This window comes from Thalassobaculum sp., assembly GCF_040219215.1.
Lineage (GTDB): Bacteria > Pseudomonadota > Alphaproteobacteria > Thalassobaculales > Thalassobaculaceae > Thalassobaculum_A.
Genome location: NZ_JAVJSX010000001.1, coordinates 184,756 through 206,705, shown reverse-complemented (window position 1 = coordinate 206,705; position 21,950 = coordinate 184,756). Strand labels below are relative to the sequence as shown.

Genomic DNA, 21,950 nt, shown 5'->3' with positions numbered 1-21,950 from the left:
GATGACCCCGACACTCGACGCCGACGTGATGCTGCGGGCTGAACGGCTCGCCAAGTCCTTCGTCCTGCACAATCAGGGCGGGGTGACGATCGATGTGTTCGACGGGCTGGAACTGGAGGTTCGCCGCGGTGAATGCCTGATCCTCGCCGGCCCGTCCGGCGCAGGGAAATCAAGCCTTCTGCGCTCGCTGTACGCCAACTACAAGCCGCAGTCCGGGTCGGTGCTGGTCCGCCATGAGGATCGGGTGGTCGATCTGTGCGCAGCCGAGCCCTACGAGGTCCTGGAGGTGCGCCGCCGAACCCTGGGGTATGTCAGCCAGTTCCTGCGGGTGATCCCGCGGGTGCCGACGATCGATCTTGTGACCGAGCCGTTGACCACCCGTGGCGTCGACCCGTCCGAGGCACAGGAACGCGCCGGCACCCTGCTCACCCGGCTGCGCATCCCGGAAGCGCTGTGGCGCCTGCCTCCGGCAACATTCTCCGGCGGCGAACAGCAGCGCGTGAACATTGCCATGACCTTCGTGCAGGACTATCCGATCCTGCTGCTGGATGAACCGACCGCCTCGCTCGACGTCGATAACCGCCGGACGGTGACCGACCTGATCACTGAAGCGCACGAAGCCGGTGCCGCGATCGTCGGCATCTTCCACGATGCCGAGGTGCGTGCCGCCGTCGGTACCCGCTCCTATGACCTCTCCGCCAAAAGGCAGGCCGCATGACCGCAGAGATGATCCTGAGCAACGCCCGCCTGGTGTTGGCCGACGAGGTGGTGCACGGCACCGTGCGGGTCTCAGTTGGCCGGATTGCTTCTTTCGACTCGGGCAGCACCGCGGTAGCCGGAGCCGAGGATCTCGACGGCGACTACCTGATGCCGGGGTTGATAGAGCTGCACACCGACAATCTGGAACGACACATCCAGCCGCGCCCAAAGGTAAACTGGCCGACCTCATCGGCGCTGCTGGCGCACGACGCCCAGGTGGCGGCCGCCGGCATCACCACCGTGCTTGATGCGATCGCCGTCGGCGGGACGCTCACTGAAGACATTCGCGACCGGATCGTCCGGGAATCGGCGGAGGCGATCCGCAGCTTCCGCGAGGCCGACCTGCTACGCGCCGACCATCATCTGCACATGCGCTGCGAGGTGGCGCACAAGGACGTGCTGCGGCTGTTCGAGCCGTTCAAGGACGACCCGCTGGTCCGGCTGGTCTCGCTGATGGACCACACGCCGGGGCAGCGGCAGTTCGTCAATCTCGACAAGCTCAGGGTCTACTATCAGGGCAAGCACGCGATGAGCGATGCGGAATTCGAACGCATGATCGTCGACCGCAAGGCCGCGCAGGAGCTCTACTCCGACCGGCACCGCCGCACCCTGGTCGAGATGGCGCTAAGTGCAGGACACACCATTGCCAGCCATGACGATGCAACCCAGGAGCATATCGACGAGGCAGCCGAACTTGGCCTGACCATCAGCGAATTCCCGACGACCATGGCCGCGGCGCACGCCGCCCACGCCAAGGGCCTGACGACGATCATGGGCGGCCCGAACGTGGTGCGTGGCGGGTCGCACTCCGGCAACGTCTCGGCCGGTGATCTGGCAGAAGCCGGAGTGCTCGACGCACTGTCCTCGGACTACGTCCCCTCAAGCCTGCTGCACGGCGCCCTCATGCTGCACGAGCGGCACGGCATGACCCTCCCCGGCGCAATCGCGACCGTAACCCGCAACCCGGCCGACATGATTGGCCTGGACGACCGCGGCCGGATCGCTGCCGGCACCCGGGCCGACCTGATCCGGGTCAAACGGCTGGACGACGGCGTGCCGGTGGTGCGCCGTACCTGGCGCGAAGGCCGGCAGGTGCTGTGATGGCCGGCAAGAAGCTGTCGCCCGACGGCCCGTGGATCCATCCGGAAGCCCATGTGGTCGGATCGACATTCGGCGCCTGGACCGAAGTCGGCGCCCGCACCTCGGTGGTTGAAACGACCATGGGCGACTACAGCTACGTGGTCAGCGACAGCCAGATCATCTACGCATCCATCGGAAAGTTCGCGAACATCGCGGCGCATACCCGCATCAATCCCGGCAACCATCCGCACTGGAGGGCCTGCCTGCACCATTTCATGTATCGGTCCGACGACTACGATCTCGGCGAGCGCGACGACGCCTTCTTCGACTGGCGCCGATCGACCCCGGTAGTCATCGGCCACGACGTCTGGATCGGCCACGGTGCCCTTGTCATGCCGGGTGTGACTGTCGGCACAGGCGCGATCATCGGTGCCGGTGCTGTCGTCACCAAGGACGTCGAGCCCTACACGATCGTCGCCGGTGTTCCGGCCAAGCCGATCCGGCGCCGGGTGTCGGAGGCGACCGAAGCCAAGCTGATGGCAATCGCCTGGTGGGACTGGACCCACGACATGCTGCGCGAGCGGATGGCGGATTTCCGCTCGCTCGACGCCGACGCGTTCGCTGTCCGATATGCCTGACCGCGAGACGCCGCGCGGCCTTCTGGTCCTGGTGGTCGGACCGTCGGGCGTCGGCAAGGACACCCTCATCGACGCGGCACACCGGGCACTGGCAGATGATCAGTCCGTGGTGTTTCCCCGCCGCGAGATCACCCGCCCCGCCGACGCCGGCGGCGAAGATCATGTTCCGATCGATGTCCAGACGTTCCGGGCGCGCAGAGCCGCCGGCGCCTATGCCTTGGCCTGGGAGGCGCATGGGCTCGGGTATGGTGTCCCGATAGCCGTCACCGCAGACCTCGCCGCGGGTCGGCGCGTCGTGGTGAACGTCTCGCGCGGCGTGTTGGATGAGGCACGCCGACACTACGGACCGGTTCGCGTGCTGAGCCTGAACGTGCCGGCCGCCGTGCTGCGCCAACGCCTTTCGGCGCGCGGCCGCGAGGATCCCGAGGAGATTGAACGCCGGGTCGGCCGTGCCGGCGCCTTCATCGTCGAAGGACCCGACGTGGTGACGGTCGTCAACGACGGCGCGATTGACGATGCCGCCCTGCGTTTCGTGGAGGCGGTTCGCGCGCCGGCACATCCGCAGGCCGAGTCATCAAACCGCAACGCTTCGGACGCCGAAATTTAACCGCACCGTCACCGTCGCGTTGCCAAATCCGGGTACCCACCGCACAGCAAAACGCGTGCGACCACCGGCCCTCCGAGCCGGCCCATATTCAGTCGCGCGCCCAGCATGCGGGACGTGCCGATGCTTGAGATCACAAACCTTGAGAAGCGCTTCGGCGCCGTGGCTGCCGTCGATCGGGTATCGCTGACGATCCCCGATGGCCAGATGGTCGGCGTCATCGGCCGGTCCGGCGCTGGCAAGTCGACACTGCTGCGTCTGATCAACCGGCTGGCCGAGCCGACTGGCGGGCAGATCCTGTTCGATGGAACGGATGTCTCTGCGCTGAAGGGCCGCCCGCTCATGGCGTGGCGCGCCCACTGCGCCATGATCTTCCAGCAGTTCAACCTGGTGAACCGGCTCGACGTGATGACCAACGTCCTGCTCGGCCGGCTGAACTACCATGGCTTCGTTGCCTCCATGCTGAAGCGCTTCACACCGGCGGAGCGCGCCTTCGCGATCCGTGCGCTCGACCGGCTGGACATGGCCCAGACCGCCTTGCAGCGGGCCGACACCCTGTCCGGCGGCCAACAGCAGCGCGTTGCCATTGCCCGAGCCTTGATGCAGGAGCCGAAAATCCTGCTGGCCGACGAACCGATCGCCTCCCTCGATCCGCGCAACGCCACCATCGTCATGGACGCGCTGCGCACGATCAACCGTGAGGAAGGCATCACGGTGGTCTGCAACCTGCATACCCTCGACACCGCCCGCGCCTACTGCGACCGCATCGTCGGCATGTTCAAGGGGGCCGTGGTGTTCGACGGGTCTCCGTCCGAGCTGACGGTCGACGCGGCACGCGCGATCTACGGGGTCGACGGCATCGACGAAGCGCTGGCCGAAAGCGTCACGTCCACATCGATCGGACCGGCCACGGGGGCGGCCGTTCCGTCTCGCCTTGCGGTCGCCTGAGCGCGCCGCAGTCCCCCTCGCCTTCTTTTCAGGGAGTACTTCTCGATGATCGCACGTCGCACTCTGGGCGTCGCACTCGCCGGCCTCGCGACTCTCGCCGCCCTCACCTCGGTCGCCCAGGCGGCCGATGACTGGCGCAAGCACGTCCCGGTGTTCCGCGTCGGCATCCTCGGCGGTGAGAACGAGGCCGACCGGCTGAAGGACAACACCTGCTTCAAGGAGCTGCTCGAGACCCGTCTCGGGATACCGGTCGAGCTCTATCCGGCCTCCGACTACGCCGGCGTGATGCAGGGGCTGATCTCCAAGAACCTGGAGTATGCCGGCCTCGGCTCGGCAGCCTACGCTGGCATACACATCCAGGACCCGGAAGCGGTCGAGCCGCTCGTCACCACCGAGCAGATCGACGGGTCCCTGGGTTACTACTCGGTGCTCTATGTCCGCGCCGACAGTCCCTACAAGACGCTCGGCGACCTCAAGGGCAAGACCCTCGCCTTCGCCGATCCCAACTCGACCTCCGGCTACCTGGTCCCGGCCCATGAGCTCAAGGCCCAAGGCTACGACCCGAAGACGTTCTTCTCGCAGACCGGCTTCGGCGGCGGCCATGAGCAGGCTGTGGTCGCAGTGCTGAACAAGCAGTACGACGCCGGCGTCACCTGGACCTCCGGTGTCGGCGAGTACGCGGAAGGCTACTCTCGCGGCAACCTGCGCAAAATGGTCGACAAGGGTGCCCTCGACATGAGCGACATCCGGGTCGTCTGGAAGTCCGAGCTGATCACCAACGGCCCGCGGGTGATCCGCAAGGACGTCCCTCAGGAGCTCAAGGACCTGGTCCGCGGCATCCTGGTGAACATGCCGGTGGAGAACCGGCAGTGCGCGGAGGCTATCGCCGGCGGCGAGTTCAATTCGTTCCAGCCGATCAACCACCAGTTCTACAAGACCATCATCGATATGCGTCGCGAGCTTCTAAAGGCACGCCGCGGCTGATCCGAACGGCGGCGGCAAGGCGCCCTGCCGACCCGTCGCCATTCTTCCCGACATACACCCGGAGGATCGCGTGAGCAGCCAGACAATGGCGACCGCCGACGGTGGCGCAGCCATCTCGCCGGTGGACCAATTCGAGCGCCATCGGGCCGAGCTGCGGCGCGTCCGGCGGCACGCGACCCTCCTCTACGGCGCGCTGTTCCTGGCGGCGCTGGCCGGTTCGATCTACATCAGCAACTTCTTCCCGGACCGACTGGCGGCCGGGGCGCCGAAGGTGGGGGACTACCTCTACGACATCCTGCCGGTGTTGAGCGCCGAGCACCTGTTCTCCGGCACCAGGACCGAAGGCTCGATCGCTTACTGGTACTTCAACCTGCCGAAATACCTGCAGCTGCTGCTCGAGACCGTGAACATGGCGCTGTTCGCGACGCTGCTGGGGACCGTCGGCGGCTTCGTGCTGTGCTTCGCGGCCAGCCGCAACCTGATGCCCAACAGCTTGATCTACTTCGCCTTCCGCCGGGTCATGGAGTTCTGCCGTGCAGTCCCCGAGGTGATCTTCGCGATCATGTTCGTATGGGCGGTCGGAATCGGGCCACTGGCGGGCGTCGCCGCCATCGCCATCCACTCTACCGGGGCCCTCGGCAAGCTGTTCTCGGAGGTCAACGAGAACGTCGACCATAAGCCGATGGATGGCATCCGCGCTTCAGGCGGGTCCTGGTTCGACGAGATTCGCTACGGCGTGGTGCCGCAGGTCTTGCCGAACTTCGTCAGCTACGCCCTGCTGCGCTTCGAGATCAACATCCGGGCATCGTCGATCATCGGTTTCGTCGGCGCCGGGGGCATCGGCCAGGAACTATACTACGTCATCAACTTCAACTTCTACGAGGAGGTCAGCGCGCTGGTGCTGCTGATCGTCGCCACGGTGACCTGCGTCGACCTCCTGTCCGCCCGCATCCGCCACCGCTTCATCGGCTGGGAGCAACTGGCATGAGCACGACCGTCGCTTCCCTGTCCGAAGCCGAGATTTCGTCCTTGCGGGCCCGCTTCCCGGATGCTCTTAAGCATGACGTGCGGCGCCTGTGGATGCAGCGAACCGTCGTCGTGGGCGTCTTCGGCTATCTCGCACTGTGCTGCTGGGTGTTCGAGATCACCTTCGCGCGGCTGTTCGGCGGCCTCGACAAGATGTGGGTGGTGATCCGCTCGATGGTCATCTGGAAGGACATGGAGACCTGGGATTACGCCGGCATCTTCCAGGGGCTGGCCGAGACCTTGGGGATGGCGTTCCTCGGCACCTTCGTGGCGACGCTGCTGGCGATGGTGCTGGGCTTCGTTGCCGCCCGGAATGTGGTCTCAAACCGGATCATCCACCATCTGGTGCGCCGATTCCTGGACCTGCTGCGTGGCGTCGACACCCTGATCTGGGCCCTGGTGTTCGTCCGGGCCGTGGGATTGGGTCCATTGGCCGGCGTGCTGTCGATCATGGTCAGCGACACCGGAACCCTATCCAAGCTGTACTCGGAAGCCGTCGAGAACGTAGATCAGCGTCCGATCGAGGGCGTGCGGTCGACCGGGGCCAGCGCGCTGAAGGTTTACCGGTTCGGCTACCTGCCACAGGTCCTGCCGGTGTTCCTGTCGACGTCGCTGTACTGGTTCGAAAGCAACACCCGATCGGCGACCATCCTCGGCATCGTCGGGGCCGGTGGAATCGGCATGCAATTGTCGGAACGCATGAAGGTTCAGTACTGGGACCAAGCCTGCTTCATCATCCTGCTCATCCTGATCACGGTGGGGATCATCGACATGATCTCGAAGTGGATCCGCATGAACCTGATCGGCAAGCGGGAGCTTTGAAGCGGCGTTTCGCGGAGGCTTGCACCGGCGATCGAACCCGTTAAGGTCGCCGGCCATGAGCAAACCGATCGACTACGTCTTTGGAGACGCGCTGCCGGAGCCGGGCACGGCGATGACGGTGGCAGACGGCGTGCGCTGGGTGCGAATGCCCCTGCCCTTCGCCCTCAACCATGTGAACCTGTACCTGATCGACGACGGTGACGGCTGGGTGCTGGTCGACTGCGGAATCGCCGACGACCGGACCCGCGATCTCTGGACCAGCATCCTGGAGAGCCAGCTCGACGGCCGGCCAATCACCCAGATCGTCGTCACCCACTACCATCCGGACCACATGGGCAGTGCCGGCTGGCTGCTGGAGCGCACCCCGGCACAGCTGTGGATGACCCGGTCGGAGTGGCTCTCGGCCCGGGCGATCCGGCTCGACGACACCGAGGAACTGCTGGACGGAATCGTCGGGTTCTACCGCCGCACCGGTCTCGGCGACGCCGAGGTTTCGGACATGCGGGCGCTCGGCAACTCGTACCGCCGGATGGTGTCGCCGATCCCTCTGACCTTCAACCGGCTGGCGCCGGACACCGTACTGGAGATCGGCGGCCGGCGTTGGGTGGTCGTGATCGCATCCGGCCATTCGCCGGAGCACGCCTGCCTGTACTGCCCCGAAGCCGGACTGATGCTCGGCGGCGACTTCCTGCTGCCGCGGATCTCGCCGAACATCTCGGTGTGGTGGAACGAGCCGGACGGCAATCCGCTGCAGGACTATCTGCGGTTCCTCGATTCCCTCGACCCGATCGCCGACGACACCCTGGTGCTGCCGTCGCACGACCGGCCGTTCCGTGGGCTGAAACCCCGCGCGGTCGATCTTTCGATGCATCACGACCAACGTCTCGATCTGGCGGCCCGGGTCTGCCAGACTCCGTCGACCGCCATCGACGTCATGAACGCCATGTTCCAGCGTAAGATGGATCCTCACCAAACCCGTTTTGCGGTTGGTGAGTCACTGGCGCACCTGAACTTCCTGATCGATCAGGGGCGGGTCAGCCGCCGGCTGGACGACGATGGTGCCTGGCGCTACCTCGCGACGTAGCCGGTCAGAGGACGGATTCGGTCGACCCGACGATCCCGCTGACCAGATTTCGGCCGTACAGCGCGTCCTCGTCCAGCCAGGGTTCCGCTGAGCCGAACCGCTCGATCACCCGGGCGGTTCGATCCTCCAGCGCGCGCCGGGCCGCTTCGGCCTGCTCGACGGAGACTGCGGCGAACCGCAAGGCGTCGCCCGGCTTCATGCGGCCGAGGCGCGGCACGTCGGCCGAGATGACCGCACCGAGCTTTGGATATCCACCGGTGGTCTGGTGGTCCGCCAGCAGGACGATCGGCCGACCGTTGCCGGGAACCTGGATTGCGCCGGTCACGATGCCGTCGGACACGATGTCATGACCGCGCGAATGCTGGAGAATCGGCCCGTCCAGGCGCATACCCATGCGATCGGCCTCGCGCGTCACCGTGTACTCGCCGCTGAAGAACGCCTCCAGGCTGTCGGTCGTAAAATAATCGTCCTGGGGTCCCGGGATCACCCGGATCGGTCCGTTCTCGCGTCGCCAGGACTGATCCGCGCAGCGGCGTTCCGCACGCTCTTCCGCCTGCTCGAGACGTAGGGGCAGCGCATCGCCGTCGCGCAAAGCCCTGCCCTCCACCCCGCCGATGCGGGCGCGAACGTATGTCGACAGGCTGTCGTAGACCGGTTCAATCGCAAAGCCGCCTTCAATGGCCAGATACGCCACACCGGTGTCCGACAGACCACCGATCCGGAACCGCCGCCCGCGCGTCAGCCGGATCGACTGGTGCGGCGGCGCCTCCACCCGGCGCTCGCCCAGGATCTCGAGGGCCGCGGAGGTCCCAACCAATGCAACCCGCACCGCGTCGGACGCGACCTCCAGGGTCGGTCCCATCACTCGCAGTTCGATCGTCGCGGTGTCGGACGGGTTGCCGACCAGCGCATTGGCGATCCTGAGGGCGGTAGCGTCGAGGGCACCGGAGGGCGGCACACCCAGGTTCTGCACCTGCGGTCGGCCGAAATCCTGAAGTGTCGGGGCGAACCCGGCCGAAACGACCCGCAACACACTCATGCCATTGCTCCCGCTTCGACCGGATGGAATGACGTGTCCCCGGTCCTGACCCGTTCGGCGAGTTCGTCGTAGACGTCTTTCGCCACCGATCGGAAGCGCACTCGGTCTCCAGCCGCCAGCAGGATCGGCGGATCACGGTGCAGGTCGAACAGCCGCACCGGCGTCCGGCCCAACAGGTGCCAGCCACCCGGCGATTCATCGGAGTAGACGTTGGTCAGGTTGATGGCGATCGAGACCGAGCCCGCGGGCACACGAACCCGCGGTTCTGAGCGGCGCGGCAGTTCCAGCTCCTTCGGGATGATGCCGAGATATGCCAGCCCCGGCATGAAGCCCATCATGTAGACCTTGTACTCGGTGCCGGCATGCAGTTCGACCACCCGCTCCGGCGTCAATCCGGTGCGCTTGGCGACCTCCTCGAGGTCCGGTCCGAACTCGTTGCCGTACAGCGTCGGGAACTCCCAAAGACGCCCTTCCCGCACCTCTGAATCACTGTCGCTCAACAACCCGCGCAGGCTTGCCTCGACCGTTGCGCGCGACGTGACCAGTGGGTCGTAATGAATCAGAAGCGACCGGAAGGTCGGAACAAGATCGACCAGTCCGGGGATCCCGGCGGCACGCGCCGCCTCGCCAAGTTGCATTACCCGGCGATTCACCACCGGGTCGACCGTCTCGCCGAACTCGACCACGAACGCTGTGTCACCGGCTGACAGGAAGCGGGGGAGCACGTGCGGTGCAGTGGTGGTCTCGGTCATGGACCTCGGCCGTTGGTTGGGTGTTAACTGACCCGGCCGCGACGCGGCTTCGGCTCCACGATCCCTAGGCTGAGTGACGCATGGCACGCAAGGTCAATCTCAACGCGGACATGGGCGAAGGCTTCGGCGCCTACGACATCGGCAACGATACCGCCCTTCTCGACATCATAACCTCGGCCAACGTCGCCTGCGGGTTCCACGCCGGTGATCCGAACGTCATGGACCGGGTGTGCAAGCAGGCCAGGGCCAAGGGCGTCTCGATCGGCGCTCATCCGGGCTTCAACGACCTCTGGGGCTTCGGCCGGCGCATGATCTCCATGCCCGCCGGCGACGTCGAACGCATGGTGATCTATCAGATCGGCGCTCTGCAGGGCATCGCCGCCGCCAATGGCATGGCCGTCACGCACGTGAAGATCCACGGTGCGCTGAACAACATGGCCGCGCTCGACCTCGATCTGGCGATGGCCATCGCCCGTGGGATCAAGGCACTCGACCCCAGCCTGATCTTCCTGGTCCCGACCGGCTCCGAGTTGATCACCGCGGCTCGGAAGACCGGCCTGCCCTACGCGTCGGAGGTGTTCGCCGACCGAACCTATACAGACGAGGGCGACCTGACGCCGCGCAGCCGTCCCAACGCGATGGTGCACGACCCCGACGAAGCGGTTGCGCGCGTGCTGCACATGATCGAGCATCAGGAAGTCGTGTCGACCAGCGGCAAACACGTCCCGGCCCAGGTGCACTCGATCTGCGTCCACGGCGATGGACGGACTGCCGTCCAGGTCTCGACCGCGGTCCGCCGCGGGCTGGAGGCTGCCGGCGTGTCCGTGGTTCCGCTCCCCGAACTCACGCTGACTTGAGGATCTCATGAAACCAGCGTTCGCGAAGGCCGAGTATCAGGCTCGAGTCACCGCCGCCAAGTCCCGCATGGTCGCGGCTGGAATCGATGTTCTTGTCGTCACCGAGCCCTCGAACATGGGCTGGCTGACCGGGTACGACGGCTGGTCGTTCTACACACCGCAATGCCTGCTGGTGGCACAGACGCTCGACGAACCGGTGCTGATCGTGCGCGGCATGGACGCCAACGCCGGCAAGGTCACAACCTATCTCGACCACGGCAATATCCTCGGCTACCCGGACCATTACGTGCAGCAGCCCGACCGCCACCCGATGGACTGGGTCGCCGAGGAGATGGCGCGCCGCGGCATCGCCGCCGGTTCAATCGGCTTGGAGATGGACAGCTACTACTTCTCGCCGATGGCCTACGAGCACCTGAAGGCCGCGCTGCCGAACTGCCGGATTGCCAACGCCAACAACCTCGTGAACTGGTGCCGAAGCATCAAGTCACCTGCCGAGATCGCCTACATCCGCGAGGCGGCCCGGATCGTCGAACACACCATGGCCGTCGGCATCGAGCATGTGACCGCCGGAACCCGACAATGCGACGCCGTGGCGGCGATCTATGACGCCCAGATCCGCGGTGCCGGGGGAACCGGCGGCGACTACCCGGCGATCGTGCCGATGCTGCCGACCGGGATCGGCGCGTCGACCCCGCACCTGACGTGGTCCGACGATGTGTTCAAGACCGGCGAAGCGACCATCCTGGAACTGGCCGGAACCCGACGACGCTACCACTGCCCGATGGCCCGTACCGTCTCGCTCGGCCGGCCGCCGCAGAAACTGGCCGATGCCAGTGCGGTGATCTGCGACGGCATTGCCGCCGCCCTTGAAGCCGCCAAACCGGGCGCGACCTGCGAGGAGGTCGAGCAGGCTTGGAGACGCGAGTTGGCGAAGTCCGGTTTCATCAAGGACAGCCGCATCGGCTACTCGGTCGGGCTGAACTATCCCCCCGACTGGGGCGAGCACACCATGAGCTTGCGCGCCGGCGACCGGACCGTCATCCAGCCGAACATGACCTTCCACATGATCCCGGGCCTGATGCTGGACGACTGCGGAATCGAGATCTCGGAATGCTTCCTGATCACCGAGACCGGGTCGGAGTGCTTCTGCGACTTTCCACGCCCGCTGGTGATCAAGGACTGATGCCGCTCTAACCGGGATGATCCTCGAGCATGGATATAAGAACGTACGATGAAGCCGAAAGGCGCGGCCGAGAGTCCATTGCGAATTGGCAGATCGCGCGCCTGTTCAGCCCGGTCACGTTCGATAAGAACCAGTTTCCGACCCGTATCCGAACCATCCATGGATTGTATCCCCTGCTGGACTCCATGCATGCGGGACGGTTGGCTGATTTCATCCGGGAGCGTGGCGGACTTAGCCAGGATGATATGGATTCACTGGCGTCAGCGTTTGCCAACTTTGTCTGCTTTCACAAACGGGCGCTTGGTGGAAACAACACTTTGCTTCCGATCGCGTCGATGCTTTCCCAGTACCTGATCTATGTAAAACTCCGCGGCATCCCCAATCGTCGTCGTGTCCTGGAGATCGGGTCGGGGTGCGGGTATCTGTCATTCTTCATGGCAAACGATCCTGAAGTGGTGCGCTACGACAAGATCGAGATCACCCAGAGCTTGTACATCCTCCAATCGATGATCGACGCGTACTGCTATGGCGATGATTTCGAGAACCGTGCCCTGTCTCCTTCAGAGCACGCCCATGTCGGGCTGTTGCCCCTGGAATCAGGCCGGCTATACGATCAGATCAACACCATCACGATCGACGAAGCGGTCCCACGCAGCGTGCTGCACCCCTGGTGGCGCATTGATGATGCACTGACTAGGCCCTACGACGTCGTCACGTCGAACGCCAATCTGGCCGAGATGACCTACCCTGCCCTTACCTATTACCTTACCGCGGTGAAGCGGTGCCTGGTCAGTGACGGGATTCTTCTGATCCAGTGCCTGGGAAGCCAATCCGGCGAGATAACCAGGCGCACCGTGCTCAAAGCCCTGATGGATCTAGGTTTTCGTCCGCTCGTGATCGTGGTGGGCCCATATGGTGACCGGTACTTTCCGCTTGGCAACCTCCTGCTGATCGGGCCGGGCCACCCGGACTACGACGCCGTACCGACGTCGTTCGGCGCTCCGGTTTTCCTGAGCGATCATCCGGTCGTACGCTCGGTGTACGGCCTGGACCAGCCGCCGGGTAGCAAGGTCTCGCGCGACGACTTGGTCAATGAGACGCTCAAACACGTCCAGCTGAAGTATCCGGCCGCGAGGCTCTGATCCATCCGCAGAAGGGGATCTTTCACGACTCATCTTGCATTGCAGCAAAACGAGAGTACATTCCGCGCGAAATTTCAGCTCGGACAATCAGCAATGCAACTGCGCAACGTCGCGATCATCGCGCACGTCGACCACGGCAAGACGACCCTGGTCGACGTCCTCCTCCGCCAGTCGGGTACTTTCCGCGCCAACCAGAAGGTGGCGGAGCGCGCGATGGATTCCAACGACATCGAGCGCGAACGCGGGATTACGATCCTGGCGAAGTGCACCTCGGTGCTCTGGAAGGACACGCGGGTCAACATTGTCGACACGCCGGGCCACGCCGATTTCGGGGGTGAGGTCGAGCGCATCCTGTCGATGGTCGATGGCGCCCTGTTGCTGGTCGATGCGTCGGAAGGTCCGATGCCACAAACCAAGTTCGTGCTTGGCAAGGCGCTGGCCCTCGGCCTGCGCCCGATCGTGGTGATCAACAAGGTCGATAAGCCCGAGCAGCGCGCCTACGAAGTGCAGAACGAGGTGTTCGACCTGTTCAGCGCGCTCGGTGCCGACGATCAGCAGCTGGATTTCCCGACGATTTTCGCGTCGGCCAAGCAGGGCTGGGCCTCGGAGACGCCGGACGAGACCGGTACCGACATGGCGGTGCTGTTCGAGCGCATCGTCGCACACACCCCGGCGCCGACCGTCGAAGCGAACAAGCCCTTCCGCATGCTGGCGACCACGCTGGAAGCCGACCCCTATCTGGGCCGCCTGCTGACCGGACGCATCCTGAGCGGGTCGATCAAGCCGGGCACCAGCCTCAAGGCGCTGAACCGCGACGGCAAGGAGATCGAGCGCGGTCGCGTCTCCAAACTGCTGGCCTATCGCGGCCTCGAGCGGACTCCGTTGGACGAGGCTCATGCGGGCGATATCGTCGCGATCGCCGGATTCTCCGAAGCCACGGTCGCCGATACCCTGTGCGCACCGGAAGCGATGGAAGCGATCGCCTCTTCTCCGATCGACCCGTCGACCATCGCCGTCACCTTCTCGGTGAACGACAGCCCGCTGGCGGGCCGCGAGGGTGACAAGGTCACCTCCCGCATGATCCACGACCGGCTGTTCCGCGAAGCCGAGGGCAATGTCGCCGTGCGGGTCCGCGAGACCGACGACAAGGACGCCTACGAGGTTGCCGGGCGCGGCGAGTTGCAGTTGGCGGTGCTGATCGAGCAGATGCGGCGCGAAGGCTTCGAGATGTCGATCAGCCGCCCGCGGGTGTTGATGCGCTCGGATCCGGAGACCGGGCAGCGCCAGGAACCGATCGACGAAGTCGTGGTCGACGTCGATGACGAGTACACCGGTCCGGTGATCGAGGCGGTCACCCAGCGCAAGGGCGAGTTGCTGGAGATGAAGCCGGCGGGGGCGGGCAAGACCCGTCTGGTGTTCCACGCCCCGGCGCGCGGCTTGATCGGCTATCACGGTGAATTCCTGACCGCGACCCGCGGCACCGGCATCATGAACCGGGTGTTCCACACCTACGCTCCGTACAAGGGGACGATCCCGGGCCGGCGTGTCGGCGTTTTGATCTCCACCGAGCAGGGCGAAGCGCAGGCCTACGCACTGATCAACCTCGAAGACCGCGGCCCGCTGATGGTCGGCCCCGGCGAAAAGGTCTACTCGGGGATGATCCTGGGCGAGCACAACAAGGGCAACGACCTCGACGTCAATCCGCTGAAAGCCAAGCAGCTCACCAACTTCCGGGCTGCCGGCAAGGACGAGAACGTGGTCCTGACGCCGCCGATGCGCATGACGCTGGAAAAGGCGATCCCGTATATCGAGGATGACGAACTCGTCGAGGTCACGCCGAAGTCGATCCGGCTGCGCAAGCGCTACCTCGATCCGCACGAGCGCAAGCGCTACGCCAAGCGCTCGGCCGCCGAAAGCGCCTGACCGCTATCCCCTAGCCGTCGCCCGGCTGGTCGCCGGCACGACAGCAACCCAATACAGAACCACTCACCCTGACGGTGCCTCGTACCGTCAGGGTGATGTGCATGCTGGATGATCGATCGCTCGCGCATGCCATGGCGCCGGTGTTCGCGCCGACTGAGCGGTCGCGCGGCCTGCCCAATCTCTGCTACGTCGATCCATCCTACCACCGCCTGGAGGCCGAGCGGCTGCTGGCCCGTGACTGGCTGTGCGTCGGCGTGGGTGCCGACATCCCGTTGCGCGGAGACGCGATGGCGATTGACGCCGCAGGGCAGCCGATCCTGCTGGTGCGCGATCGCGACGGCGGCATCAGGGCTTTCCACAACGTCTGCCGGCACCGGGGCAGCCTCCTGGTCGAGGACCGGCATTCCGGCCCGGTGCTGGTCTGTCCATACCATTCCTGGAGCTACGCCCTGGACGGTCGGTTGGTCCGCACGCCCGAAGTCGGCGGACCGGGCGTACACGCTTGCCCCAGCGTCGACAAAGAGTCGCTCGGCCTGCTGCCGGTCCGGGTGGACGTCTGGCTCGATTTCCTCTTCGTGAACCTCTCGGGCGACGCACCACCGCTCGACCGTGTGGTGGCACCGATGGCCGAGCGGTGGGGCGACTACGCCACCGAGATGCTAGTGCACGCGGCCTCCGACACCTATGAACTGCGGGCGAACTGGAAGCTCGCGATCGAAAACTACCTGGAGTGCTATCACCTGCCCTGGGTGCATCCGGGACTGAACAGCTACTCACCGCTCGACGCCCATGAATACAGGGTGCTCGCCGACCGGTTCTTCGGCCCGGTCACCAACATCTACCGGGCCTCAGTCGCACCGGAAAAGACCCTGCCCTGCTTCCCCGGTTTGCCGGAAGCGCGGCGACTGGTCGGTGAGTACCCGATCGCCCTCCCGAACCTGCTGCTCGGAATCCAGCGCGACCATCTGTTCGGAATCATCATCGACCCGCTGGCCGTCGACCACACGCGCGAGCGGTTGCACATCTATCTGGTGGACGACGGGGTGACACGCTCCGAAGCCGAAATTGCGCGCATCGCGGCCGCCAAGACCGACCTGGTCGCCGGCTGGCGCGAAGTGTTCACCGAGGACATCGGTATTGTCGAGCGCATGCAGCGCGGTCGAGCCAGCGGCGCGTTCGACGGCGGCAAGCTCACGGCTTTCCACGACGGCTGCACCCAGCGCTTCATGCAGCATGTGGCGCGGATGGTTGCACCGTCCTCGGAACCTCGCGACCGGGAACGGGTGTCCGCCTAGAGCGCCTTGGCCAAGAGCCGTTCACCGGAGACGGACATCCCGGCATCGACCCAGCCGCGCCTGCGATAGAACTCATCGGCACGGGTCCCCGGGCCGGTCGACAGGCGGGACTCGGTCCAGCCCGATGCGCGAAGATCGTCCAGGGCGCAGGACAGCAGTTCCCCGCCGATCCCGAGCCCCTCGGCGGCCGGATCCACGAACAATGCCCAGATCGTCCCATCTGTGGTATCGGCAGCGCTGAATCCCAGCACCGAACCGTCCTCGTCCCACAGCCAGATGCCCGGACCGTCGATGAAGGTCCGATAGGCGGCAGCCGGCACCTTTGCCGGATCCGACAATCGGTTTTCCCGCACACCCGAGCGGATGCGCATCAGCGCTGGAATGTCCTCGACCTCCGCCCTTCTGACCGTACCCGCCACGTTTGCCTCACGAACGTTCAACCGCCTACCCACGGGACGCGCCCTTCGATGGGATACTGCGGGTCGTTGTAGCCCGGCGTTGACGGATGCCCGGTTGCGACCAACCGATCGATCAGAGCCTCGTCGTCGGCAGCGAACGGATAGTCCAGAGCCTTTGCGTAGGCCTGCCACTGTTCCATGGTGCGTGGGCCCGCGATCGTCGCGGTGATCCGTTTGTTGTTGAGCACCCATTGCACTGCCAGGTCGATCGGTGTCGCGCCCTTGGCCTCGGCGTGTGCCTTGATCTGCCGGGCAATCTCCAGGCTTTCGTGCCGCCACTCGGTCTGCATCATGCGCTTGTCCTGGCGGGCCGCCCGCGTGCCTTCCGCCGGTGCAACGTTCGGGGCGTACTTGCCGGTCAGCACGCCGCGGGCCAACGGGCTGTACGGCACCACGCCAAGGCCGTAGTAGTCGCAGGCCGGCAGATGCTCGACCTCAGGCATCCGGTTCATGGCGTTGTAGTACGGCTGGCTGACGATCGGCCGGTCGATCCCCAGGCGGTCGCACAGGTTGCAGATCTCCGCCACCCGCCAGGACCGGTAGTTCGACACTCCGAAATACCGGATCTTGCCGGCCCGCATCAGGTCGCCCAGCGCCATGACCGTCTCGGACAGAGCCGTCGAGTGGTCTTCCTTGTGCAGGTAGTAGACGTCGATCACGTCAGTCCCGAGCCGCTGCAGGCTGGCGTCGCACGCCATATGGATCCAGCGCCGCGACAGTCCGCCGGAATTCGGGTCGTCGCCCAGCTTGTTGGCGAGCTTGGTGGCCAGCACCCAGCGGTCTCGGTCGGCGGCGATTGCCCGGCCGACTACGCGTTCGGATTCACCGCCGTTGTAGGCGTCGGCCGTGTCGATGAAGTTGATGCCAAGGTCGCGCGCCGCGGCGGTGATCTCCCGACTGTCGGCTTCGGAGGTCGGACCGCCGAACATCATCGTGCCGAGGCACAGCGGCGATACTTTCAAGCCTGAACGGCCAAGCGTGCGGTAGTTCATCGGTGAAGTCTCCTGCGACCATTCAAGCGCGACCGGGATCATCAGGTGGCCAGGCTGGTATGACAAACGCTCTTCGCCCCTTGTATCGTGCCGGGCGTCGTGCTCGGATCGAAGTCATCATACAAGTCCGCGAGAGAACGACCACCATGACCGAGCCACTTTCCGCCGAAACCCGCGACAAGCTCGCCGCCGTCAGCACGGCGACGCTGACCACCCAGATGTTCAAGCGCGGTCTGCGCAACGTCTACATCCAGGGTGTGAGCCGGCTGACCGCGTCGCACGACCAGTCGATGGTCGGACCGGCGTTCACGCTGCGCTATATCCCGGCGCGCGAGGACATCGACACCCTGGACGTGTTCCAGGACTACGATCATCCGCAACGCAAGGCGATCGAGACCTGTCCCGAGGGATCGGTCCTGGTGATGGACTGCCGCGGCGATGCCAGCGTGGCGTCGGCCGGCTCGATCCTGGTCACCCGCCTGATGACCCGCGGCGCCGCCGGCCTGGTGACGGACGGCGGCCTGCGTGATTCCCCGGAGATCGGCGAGTTCGACATTCCGACGTACATCGGTGCGCCGTCGGCGCCGACCAACCTGATCAAGCACCACGCGGTCGAGACCCTGAACGAGCCGATCGGTTGCGGCGGTGTCCCTGTCTATCCGGGCGACATCGTGGTCGGCGACCTGGAAGGCGTGGTGATCATTCCCCGCCACATGGCCGACGAGGTTGCCCGCGATGCCTTCGAGCAGGAGCGGCACGAGGAATTCATCATCGAAGAAGTACGGGCCGGCAAGCCGCTGCGTGGCACCTACCCGCCTAACGCCGAAGCCAAGGCGCGCTATGCGGAGTGGCGCAAGGCAAAGGACGGCGGCTGAACGCCGCCCGGTACTCTACAGCCAGTTCTCGCACCAGGACGGACGGCCGTCGACCGGGGTGAACGTCCGGACCTGTCTGATCGGCACGTCCCCCGGACCGATGCCCCGGGATTCCCAGGAATGCACGGTGGCACCGAGAATCCGGACAATCCGGCCGGTCTGTGGATCGGCGAACGGCAGGATCAGCCGTTCGCCCCGCGCCGGCCGTACCTCCTCGGTGTAGATCCGGCCCACGATGTGCACGACGGTCGGCCCGTCGACCACTTGATCGAAGTAGCCCAATACCCGTTTCGCGACCTCCGTATCGGTCAGTTCGGCCAGGGTCCGGCCGACCAATGGGACTGAGTAGGCAGCCCGGATATGATCGCCGACGAGGCGGTAGCGGTAGGCTCTTGGATTCTCTTCCACATCGCACAACCACACCTGCTCCAGAAGATGGCGGAACTGCGCTGGATCGATCGCCTCGATGCTAGGAACAGGCCGGCCCGACCGTGCCGCAAGCCAGTACGAGACAAGATGTCGGAACCGGTCATCCTCGACGTGCGCAAAGTCTGCTTCGTTGATGGCCATGGCCCCTACTTCAGCTAACCTACTGTCCCCGTGAGCAGATCTAGCACGGAACGTATCGCTATCGAAAGGATCACGGCATGGCCGGGCCGACCGTTGACGACGCCATTGCCGCCTACGACCGGCTGTCCGGCGATCTGGCGCCACGGTACGCGGCTGGCGGCGGCGAGCGGTTTCTTAAACGCCACGCAGAGCTGCTGCCGCCGCTGCCGGGCCCGGTGCTGGACATCGGTGCCGGCAGTGGCGTGCACGCCGACGCCCTCGCTGGCCGCGGATACCGTGTGGTCGCGGTCGAACCCTCATCCGGAATGCGGGCCGAGGCGGCCCGTCTGTTCCCCGGTTCGCCGGTCGAATGGATCGATGACCGGCTGCCCACGCTCGAACGCGTTCGGCAACGGGACGAGTTGTTCGCGTTCATCCTGATCAACGCGGTGTGGATGCACGTGCCGCCGCCTGACCGCACCTCGGCCTGCGCGGCGTTGGCGTCGCTTGCCGCACCGGGGGCAGTGCTCTCCCTTGCCCTACGGCAGGGGCCGTCGCCCGCCGACCGGCCGATGCACGACTGCGATCCCGACGCCATTGCCGCCGAGTTCGCAGGCCACGGCTTCGCCGAGATCCAGCGCAGCGTTAACGACGGCAGCGATTCCGGGGCGGGCGTTACATTTGTCCGTCTGAATTTTCGGCGAGCCGCAATCGACCCTACCGGGAGGCCAGAATGAGCTACGAGACGATCACGTTCGAGCGGATCGGGGAGATCGTACGGATCGCCCTGAACCGGCCGGAGAAGCGGAACGCCGTCAACGATACCGTCCATACGGACCTGCGCGACGCGCTGTCGTCGATTGAGCGCGACCGTTCGGCCAAGGCATTGATCCTGACCGGCACCGGCGACCGGGCGTTCTGCTCGGGCCAGGACCTGTCGGCCCGCACGCCGCCGAAAGAGGGCCGGCCGGTGCGCGACCTCGGTGCCGGGCTGGAGAAGAGCTACAACGCGCTGATCCGCCGCCTGCGTGACCTGCCGATGCCGGTCGTCACCGCTCTAAATGGCGTTGCCGCTGGCGCCGGTGCCGGGCTCGCGCTAGCCGGCGATGTCATGGTTGCGGCCCGGAACGCGTCAATGGTGATCTCGTTCGCCCGTATCGGTCTGGTCCCGGACGCCGGCGTCACCCACCACCTACCCCGCCTGATCGGCGAAGGCCGCGCCCTGGCCGCGGCCCTCACCATGGATCCGATCGACGCTGAACGCCTGCTGGCGTGGGGGATCGCCTGGCAGGTTGTTGACGGGCCCGACCTGCCGGCTGCCAGCCTGGCCTTGGCCGAACGATTGGCGGCCTTGCCACCGAAGGCGGTGCTGGGCACCCGCCGCCTGATGCGCTCGGCCATCGGCAACGACCTCAATACCCAGTTGGCGATGGAGCGCGACCTGCAGCGGGAGTGCGGCTTCTCCCATGACTACGGCGAGGGCGTGAACGCGTTCCTCGAGAAGCGCAAGCCGAGGTTCACCGGCCAATGACCCGCAACCACATCCACCCGGTCGCCCGGCATCTCGCTGAGCACGACACCGCGGCCCGTGAACTCGGGATCGAGGTGCTGGAAGCCCGTCCCGGCTACGCCCGCTGCAGCCTGACGATCGCGGCTCGCCATACCAACCCGCACGGCATGTGCCACGGCGGCGTGCTGTTCATATTCGCCGACAGCACGTTTGGGTACGCCTGCAACTCGTACAATCAGATGACCGTCGCCCAGGGCGCCGACATCGATTTCATACGCCCCGGCAAGCTTGGCGACCGATTGACCGCAGTGGCTGAAGAACGCGCGCGGGCCGGACGCAGCGGGATCTACGACATCGCCGTGACGACCGAATCCGGCGAGACGGTTGCGCTGATGCGCGGCCGCTCGCGGGTCGTCGGCGGCACAATAGTAGCGGACAGCTAGCGCGCCACCGCCCGCCAGTCCGATGCGGCCAGCCGATACAGCACGTGCCGGCGCATGGGATGTCCTTCCTCGATCGACGGGTGGTCGAAGTCGTCCGCCGGGTCGTGGATCATGCCGAGCCGTTCCATCACCGCACGCGAGCGGGCGTTGGCGACTACCGTGAACGACACGATCTCGGTCAGGTTCAGGGTCTCGAAGCCAAACGCCAGGGCGGCGCGTGCCGCTTCCGTGGCGTAGCCCTTGCCCCACGCCGAGCGAGCCAGCCGCCAACCAATCTCGACGCACGGGCCGCAGGGGATCTCGTATGACGGGACGTTCAGCCCGACGAAGCCGATGAACGGCTCGCCGCCCTTGACCTCGGCCGCGTACCATCCCCAGCCATGCTCTGCCATGCGGCTGACGATCCGGTCGGCCACCTCGTCGCTTTCGGCGCGCGTCAGCAGCCAGGGAAAGTGCCGCATCACCTCCGGATCGGCGTTCAACGCCGCGAACGGGGCGTAGTCGGAATCCCGCCAGGCACGCAGGATCAGCCGCTCGGTCTCAATCGAGTTGATATCGGTCATGACGGCGCGACCATAAGCCGGTCATTATTCCCACGCCAGATTGAGTTTGATCCACCCGGAGAGCCGATGATGTCCGTCCGAATCTATCACAACCCGCGCTGTTCGAAGTCCCGCCAGACCCTGCAGCTGCTGCGCGACCGCGGGATCGAGCCGGAAATCGTGGAGTACCTCAAGCACCCGCCGTCAGCGGTCGAACTGGACGCCCTGATCCGCGCGCTCGGCATACAGCCGCGCGACCTGATGCGCCGCAAGGAAGCCCCATACGCCGACCTGAACCTGGACGATCCGGCGATGGCGCGCGGCGACCTCCTGATGGCGATGGTCGAGAACCCGGTGCTGATCGAACGGCCGATCGTGGTCAACGGCGACAAGGTCGCGATCGGCCGCCCGCCGGAAGCCGTCCTTGCGATCCTGTAGCGCCCCG

25 protein-coding genes are annotated in these 21,950 nt (G+C 65.6%); 19 read left to right on the top strand and 6 right to left on the bottom strand.

Translation table 11 applies throughout. The annotated features are described in order from the left end of the window. The first annotated feature begins 1 nt into the window (after nt 1). The 9 genes from phnL to RIC54_RS01045 all read left to right on the top strand — a co-directional run bounded on the left by phnL (nt 2) and on the right by RIC54_RS01045 (nt 7,945). Complete coding sequence (gene phnL / locus RIC54_RS01085; protein WP_350097645.1) at nt 2–718, top strand: phosphonate C-P lyase system protein PhnL; 717 nt, start codon at nt 2–4, stop codon at nt 716–718. Further along, nucleotides 715–1,860: an alpha-D-ribose 1-methylphosphonate 5-triphosphate diphosphatase gene (locus tag RIC54_RS01080; RefSeq protein WP_350097647.1), complete on the top strand. Its 1,146-nt coding sequence runs from the start codon at nt 715–717 to the stop codon at nt 1,858–1,860. The genes phnL and RIC54_RS01080 overlap by 4 nt, the downstream gene beginning before the upstream one ends. Continuing rightward, a complete protein-coding gene (locus RIC54_RS01075; RefSeq protein WP_350097649.1) occupies nt 1,860–2,477 on the top strand; it encodes a DapH/DapD/GlmU-related protein in 618 nt (205 codons plus the stop codon). The genes RIC54_RS01080 and RIC54_RS01075 overlap by 1 nt, the downstream gene beginning before the upstream one ends. Continuing rightward, the gene (gene phnN / locus RIC54_RS01070; protein ID WP_350097651.1) at nt 2,470–3,084 is read left to right on the top strand and encodes a phosphonate metabolism protein/1,5-bisphosphokinase (PRPP-forming) PhnN; all 615 of its coding nucleotides are present in this window, start codon (nt 2,470–2,472) and stop codon (nt 3,082–3,084) included. Before RIC54_RS01075 ends, phnN begins: the two co-directional genes overlap by 8 nt. A gap of 120 nt (nt 3,085–3,204) precedes the next feature. Then, nucleotides 3,205–4,029, top strand: coding sequence for a phosphonate ABC transporter ATP-binding protein (gene phnC, locus RIC54_RS01065; protein ID WP_350097653.1), 825 nt, complete (start codon nt 3,205–3,207; stop codon nt 4,027–4,029). A 45-nt stretch (nt 4,030–4,074) separates the two neighbouring features. Then, nucleotides 4,075–5,013, top strand: a complete 939-nt coding sequence (gene phnD / locus RIC54_RS01060) for a phosphonate ABC transporter substrate-binding protein (RefSeq protein WP_350097655.1) — start codon at nt 4,075–4,077, stop codon at nt 5,011–5,013. Between the two features lie 70 nt (nt 5,014–5,083). Continuing rightward, on the top strand, nt 5,084–6,001 hold the full coding sequence (phnE, locus tag RIC54_RS01055) for a phosphonate ABC transporter, permease protein PhnE (RefSeq protein ID WP_350150414.1): 918 nt from the start codon (nt 5,084–5,086) through the stop codon (nt 5,999–6,001). Then, nucleotides 5,998–6,861: a phosphonate ABC transporter, permease protein PhnE gene (gene phnE / locus RIC54_RS01050; RefSeq protein WP_350097660.1), complete on the top strand. Its 864-nt coding sequence runs from the start codon at nt 5,998–6,000 to the stop codon at nt 6,859–6,861. Before phnE (RIC54_RS01055) ends, phnE (RIC54_RS01050) begins: the two co-directional genes overlap by 4 nt. Before the next feature lie 55 nt (nt 6,862–6,916). Then, complete coding sequence (locus RIC54_RS01045; protein ID WP_350097662.1) at nt 6,917–7,945, top strand: MBL fold metallo-hydrolase; 1,029 nt, start codon at nt 6,917–6,919, stop codon at nt 7,943–7,945. Nucleotides 7,946–7,949: 4 nt separating this feature from the next. Here the strand turns inward: RIC54_RS01045 and RIC54_RS01040 are convergent, their stop codons facing one another. Next, nucleotides 7,950–8,984: a 5-oxoprolinase subunit C family protein gene (locus RIC54_RS01040; RefSeq protein WP_350097664.1), complete on the bottom strand. Its 1,035-nt coding sequence runs from the start codon at nt 8,982–8,984 to the stop codon at nt 7,950–7,952. Next, entirely contained in the window at nt 8,981–9,736 is a 756-nt protein-coding gene (pxpB, locus tag RIC54_RS01035) for a 5-oxoprolinase subunit PxpB (protein WP_350097666.1), read from the bottom strand. The genes RIC54_RS01040 and pxpB overlap by 4 nt, the downstream gene beginning before the upstream one ends. A gap of 80 nt (nt 9,737–9,816) precedes the next feature. Here pxpB and RIC54_RS01030 point away from each other — a divergent pair, with 80 nt between their 5' ends. The 5 genes from RIC54_RS01030 to RIC54_RS01010 all read left to right on the top strand — a co-directional run bounded on the left by RIC54_RS01030 (nt 9,817) and on the right by RIC54_RS01010 (nt 16,136). Further along, nucleotides 9,817–10,593, top strand: a complete 777-nt coding sequence (locus tag RIC54_RS01030; protein ID WP_350097668.1) for a LamB/YcsF family protein — start codon at nt 9,817–9,819, stop codon at nt 10,591–10,593. 7 nt (nt 10,594–10,600) lie between these two features. Beyond that, nucleotides 10,601–11,776 (top strand): M24 family metallopeptidase, encoded by a 1,176-nt coding sequence (locus tag RIC54_RS01025; protein WP_350097670.1) that lies wholly within the window; start codon nt 10,601–10,603, stop codon nt 11,774–11,776. Nucleotides 11,777–11,805: 29 nt separating this feature from the next. Further along, complete coding sequence (locus tag RIC54_RS01020) at nt 11,806–12,918, top strand: class I SAM-dependent methyltransferase (protein WP_350097672.1); 1,113 nt, start codon at nt 11,806–11,808, stop codon at nt 12,916–12,918. A gap of 93 nt (nt 12,919–13,011) precedes the next feature. Further along, nucleotides 13,012–14,841, top strand: a complete 1,830-nt coding sequence (gene typA / locus RIC54_RS01015) for a translational GTPase TypA (protein WP_350097674.1) — start codon at nt 13,012–13,014, stop codon at nt 14,839–14,841. Between the two features lie 101 nt (nt 14,842–14,942). Next, nucleotides 14,943–16,136 carry an aromatic ring-hydroxylating oxygenase subunit alpha gene (locus RIC54_RS01010; RefSeq protein WP_350097676.1) on the top strand — a complete coding sequence of 398 codons (1,194 nt, stop codon included), beginning with the start codon at nt 14,943–14,945 and terminating at the stop codon, nt 16,134–16,136. Here the strand turns inward: RIC54_RS01010 and RIC54_RS01005 are convergent. Both RIC54_RS01005 and RIC54_RS01000 read right to left on the bottom strand, forming a co-directional pair. Next, nucleotides 16,133–16,555 carry a GNAT family N-acetyltransferase gene (locus RIC54_RS01005; RefSeq protein ID WP_350097678.1) on the bottom strand — a complete coding sequence of 141 codons (423 nt, stop codon included), beginning with the start codon at nt 16,553–16,555 and terminating at the stop codon, nt 16,133–16,135. The genes RIC54_RS01010 and RIC54_RS01005 overlap by 4 nt on opposite strands. A 17-nt stretch (nt 16,556–16,572) precedes the next feature. Beyond that, complete coding sequence (locus RIC54_RS01000) at nt 16,573–17,586, bottom strand: aldo/keto reductase (RefSeq protein ID WP_350097680.1); 1,014 nt, start codon at nt 17,584–17,586, stop codon at nt 16,573–16,575. Nucleotides 17,587–17,732: 146 nt separating this feature from the next. Here RIC54_RS01000 and RIC54_RS00995 point away from each other — a divergent pair, with 146 nt between their 5' ends. After that, entirely contained in the window at nt 17,733–18,461 is a 729-nt protein-coding gene (locus RIC54_RS00995) for a ribonuclease activity regulator RraA (RefSeq protein WP_350097682.1), read from the top strand. A 15-nt stretch (nt 18,462–18,476) separates the two neighbouring features. Here the strand turns inward: RIC54_RS00995 and RIC54_RS00990 are convergent, their stop codons facing one another. Then, on the bottom strand, nt 18,477–19,031 hold the full coding sequence (locus RIC54_RS00990; RefSeq protein WP_350097684.1) for a PAS domain-containing protein: 555 nt from the start codon (nt 19,029–19,031) through the stop codon (nt 18,477–18,479). A gap of 77 nt (nt 19,032–19,108) precedes the next feature. Here RIC54_RS00990 and RIC54_RS00985 point away from each other — a divergent pair, with 77 nt between their 5' ends. The 3 genes from RIC54_RS00985 to paaI are packed head-to-tail and all read left to right on the top strand — an operon-like array spanning nt 19,109 to nt 20,963. Continuing rightward, nucleotides 19,109–19,747: a class I SAM-dependent methyltransferase gene (locus RIC54_RS00985; RefSeq protein ID WP_350097686.1), complete on the top strand. Its 639-nt coding sequence runs from the start codon at nt 19,109–19,111 to the stop codon at nt 19,745–19,747. Further along, on the top strand, nt 19,744–20,541 hold the full coding sequence (locus RIC54_RS00980; RefSeq protein ID WP_350097688.1) for an enoyl-CoA hydratase-related protein: 798 nt from the start codon (nt 19,744–19,746) through the stop codon (nt 20,539–20,541). The genes RIC54_RS00985 and RIC54_RS00980 overlap by 4 nt, the downstream gene beginning before the upstream one ends. After that, nucleotides 20,538–20,963 carry a hydroxyphenylacetyl-CoA thioesterase PaaI gene (gene paaI, locus RIC54_RS00975; protein WP_350097690.1) on the top strand — a complete coding sequence of 142 codons (426 nt, stop codon included), beginning with the start codon at nt 20,538–20,540 and terminating at the stop codon, nt 20,961–20,963. The genes RIC54_RS00980 and paaI overlap by 4 nt, the downstream gene beginning before the upstream one ends. Here paaI and RIC54_RS00970 read toward each other — a convergent pair. After that, nucleotides 20,960–21,526 (bottom strand): GNAT family N-acetyltransferase, encoded by a 567-nt coding sequence (locus RIC54_RS00970; RefSeq protein ID WP_350097692.1) that lies wholly within the window; start codon nt 21,524–21,526, stop codon nt 20,960–20,962. The genes paaI and RIC54_RS00970 overlap by 4 nt on opposite strands. 69 nt (nt 21,527–21,595) lie before the next feature. On the opposite strand from RIC54_RS00970, the gene arsC reads away from it, so the two are divergent. Next, nucleotides 21,596–21,943, top strand: a complete 348-nt coding sequence (gene arsC, locus RIC54_RS00965; RefSeq protein ID WP_350097694.1) for an arsenate reductase (glutaredoxin) — start codon at nt 21,596–21,598, stop codon at nt 21,941–21,943. The last annotated feature ends 7 nt before the right edge of the window (nt 21,944–21,950 follow it).

What these genes read in the sequence shown, in the direction of transcription:
- phnL (WP_350097645.1), top strand. Translation starts at nt 2, where the DNA reads ATGACCCCGACACTCGACGCCGACGTGATGCTGCGGGCTGAACGGCTC.
- RIC54_RS01080 (WP_350097647.1), top strand. Translation starts at nt 715, where the DNA reads ATGACCGCAGAGATGATCCTGAGCAACGCCCGCCTGGTGTTGGCCGAC.
- RIC54_RS01075 (WP_350097649.1), top strand. Translation starts at nt 1,860, where the DNA reads ATGGCCGGCAAGAAGCTGTCGCCCGACGGCCCGTGGATCCATCCGGAA.
- phnN (WP_350097651.1), top strand. Translation starts at nt 2,470, where the DNA reads ATGCCTGACCGCGAGACGCCGCGCGGCCTTCTGGTCCTGGTGGTCGGA.
- phnC (WP_350097653.1), top strand. Translation starts at nt 3,205, where the DNA reads ATGCTTGAGATCACAAACCTTGAGAAGCGCTTCGGCGCCGTGGCTGCC.
- phnD (WP_350097655.1), top strand. Translation starts at nt 4,075, where the DNA reads ATGATCGCACGTCGCACTCTGGGCGTCGCACTCGCCGGCCTCGCGACT.
- phnE (WP_350097660.1), top strand. Translation starts at nt 5,998, where the DNA reads ATGAGCACGACCGTCGCTTCCCTGTCCGAAGCCGAGATTTCGTCCTTG.
- RIC54_RS01045 (WP_350097662.1), top strand. Translation starts at nt 6,917, where the DNA reads ATGAGCAAACCGATCGACTACGTCTTTGGAGACGCGCTGCCGGAGCCG.
- RIC54_RS01040 (WP_350097664.1), bottom strand. Translation starts at nt 8,984, where the DNA reads ATGAGTGTGTTGCGGGTCGTTTCGGCCGGGTTCGCCCCGACACTTCAG.
- pxpB (WP_350097666.1), bottom strand. Translation starts at nt 9,736, where the DNA reads ATGACCGAGACCACCACTGCACCGCACGTGCTCCCCCGCTTCCTGTCA.
- RIC54_RS01030 (WP_350097668.1), top strand. Translation starts at nt 9,817, where the DNA reads ATGGCACGCAAGGTCAATCTCAACGCGGACATGGGCGAAGGCTTCGGC.
- RIC54_RS01025 (WP_350097670.1), top strand. Translation starts at nt 10,601, where the DNA reads ATGAAACCAGCGTTCGCGAAGGCCGAGTATCAGGCTCGAGTCACCGCC.
- RIC54_RS01020 (WP_350097672.1), top strand. Translation starts at nt 11,806, where the DNA reads ATGGATATAAGAACGTACGATGAAGCCGAAAGGCGCGGCCGAGAGTCC.
- typA (WP_350097674.1), top strand. Translation starts at nt 13,012, where the DNA reads ATGCAACTGCGCAACGTCGCGATCATCGCGCACGTCGACCACGGCAAG.
- RIC54_RS01010 (WP_350097676.1), top strand. Translation starts at nt 14,943, where the DNA reads ATGCTGGATGATCGATCGCTCGCGCATGCCATGGCGCCGGTGTTCGCG.
- RIC54_RS01000 (WP_350097680.1), bottom strand. Translation starts at nt 17,586, where the DNA reads ATGAACTACCGCACGCTTGGCCGTTCAGGCTTGAAAGTATCGCCGCTG.
- RIC54_RS00995 (WP_350097682.1), top strand. Translation starts at nt 17,733, where the DNA reads ATGACCGAGCCACTTTCCGCCGAAACCCGCGACAAGCTCGCCGCCGTC.
- RIC54_RS00990 (WP_350097684.1), bottom strand. Translation starts at nt 19,031, where the DNA reads ATGGCCATCAACGAAGCAGACTTTGCGCACGTCGAGGATGACCGGTTC.
- RIC54_RS00985 (WP_350097686.1), top strand. Translation starts at nt 19,109, where the DNA reads ATGGCCGGGCCGACCGTTGACGACGCCATTGCCGCCTACGACCGGCTG.
- RIC54_RS00980 (WP_350097688.1), top strand. Translation starts at nt 19,744, where the DNA reads ATGAGCTACGAGACGATCACGTTCGAGCGGATCGGGGAGATCGTACGG.
- paaI (WP_350097690.1), top strand. Translation starts at nt 20,538, where the DNA reads ATGACCCGCAACCACATCCACCCGGTCGCCCGGCATCTCGCTGAGCAC.
- RIC54_RS00970 (WP_350097692.1), bottom strand. Translation starts at nt 21,526, where the DNA reads ATGACCGATATCAACTCGATTGAGACCGAGCGGCTGATCCTGCGTGCC.
- arsC (WP_350097694.1), top strand. Translation starts at nt 21,596, where the DNA reads ATGTCCGTCCGAATCTATCACAACCCGCGCTGTTCGAAGTCCCGCCAG.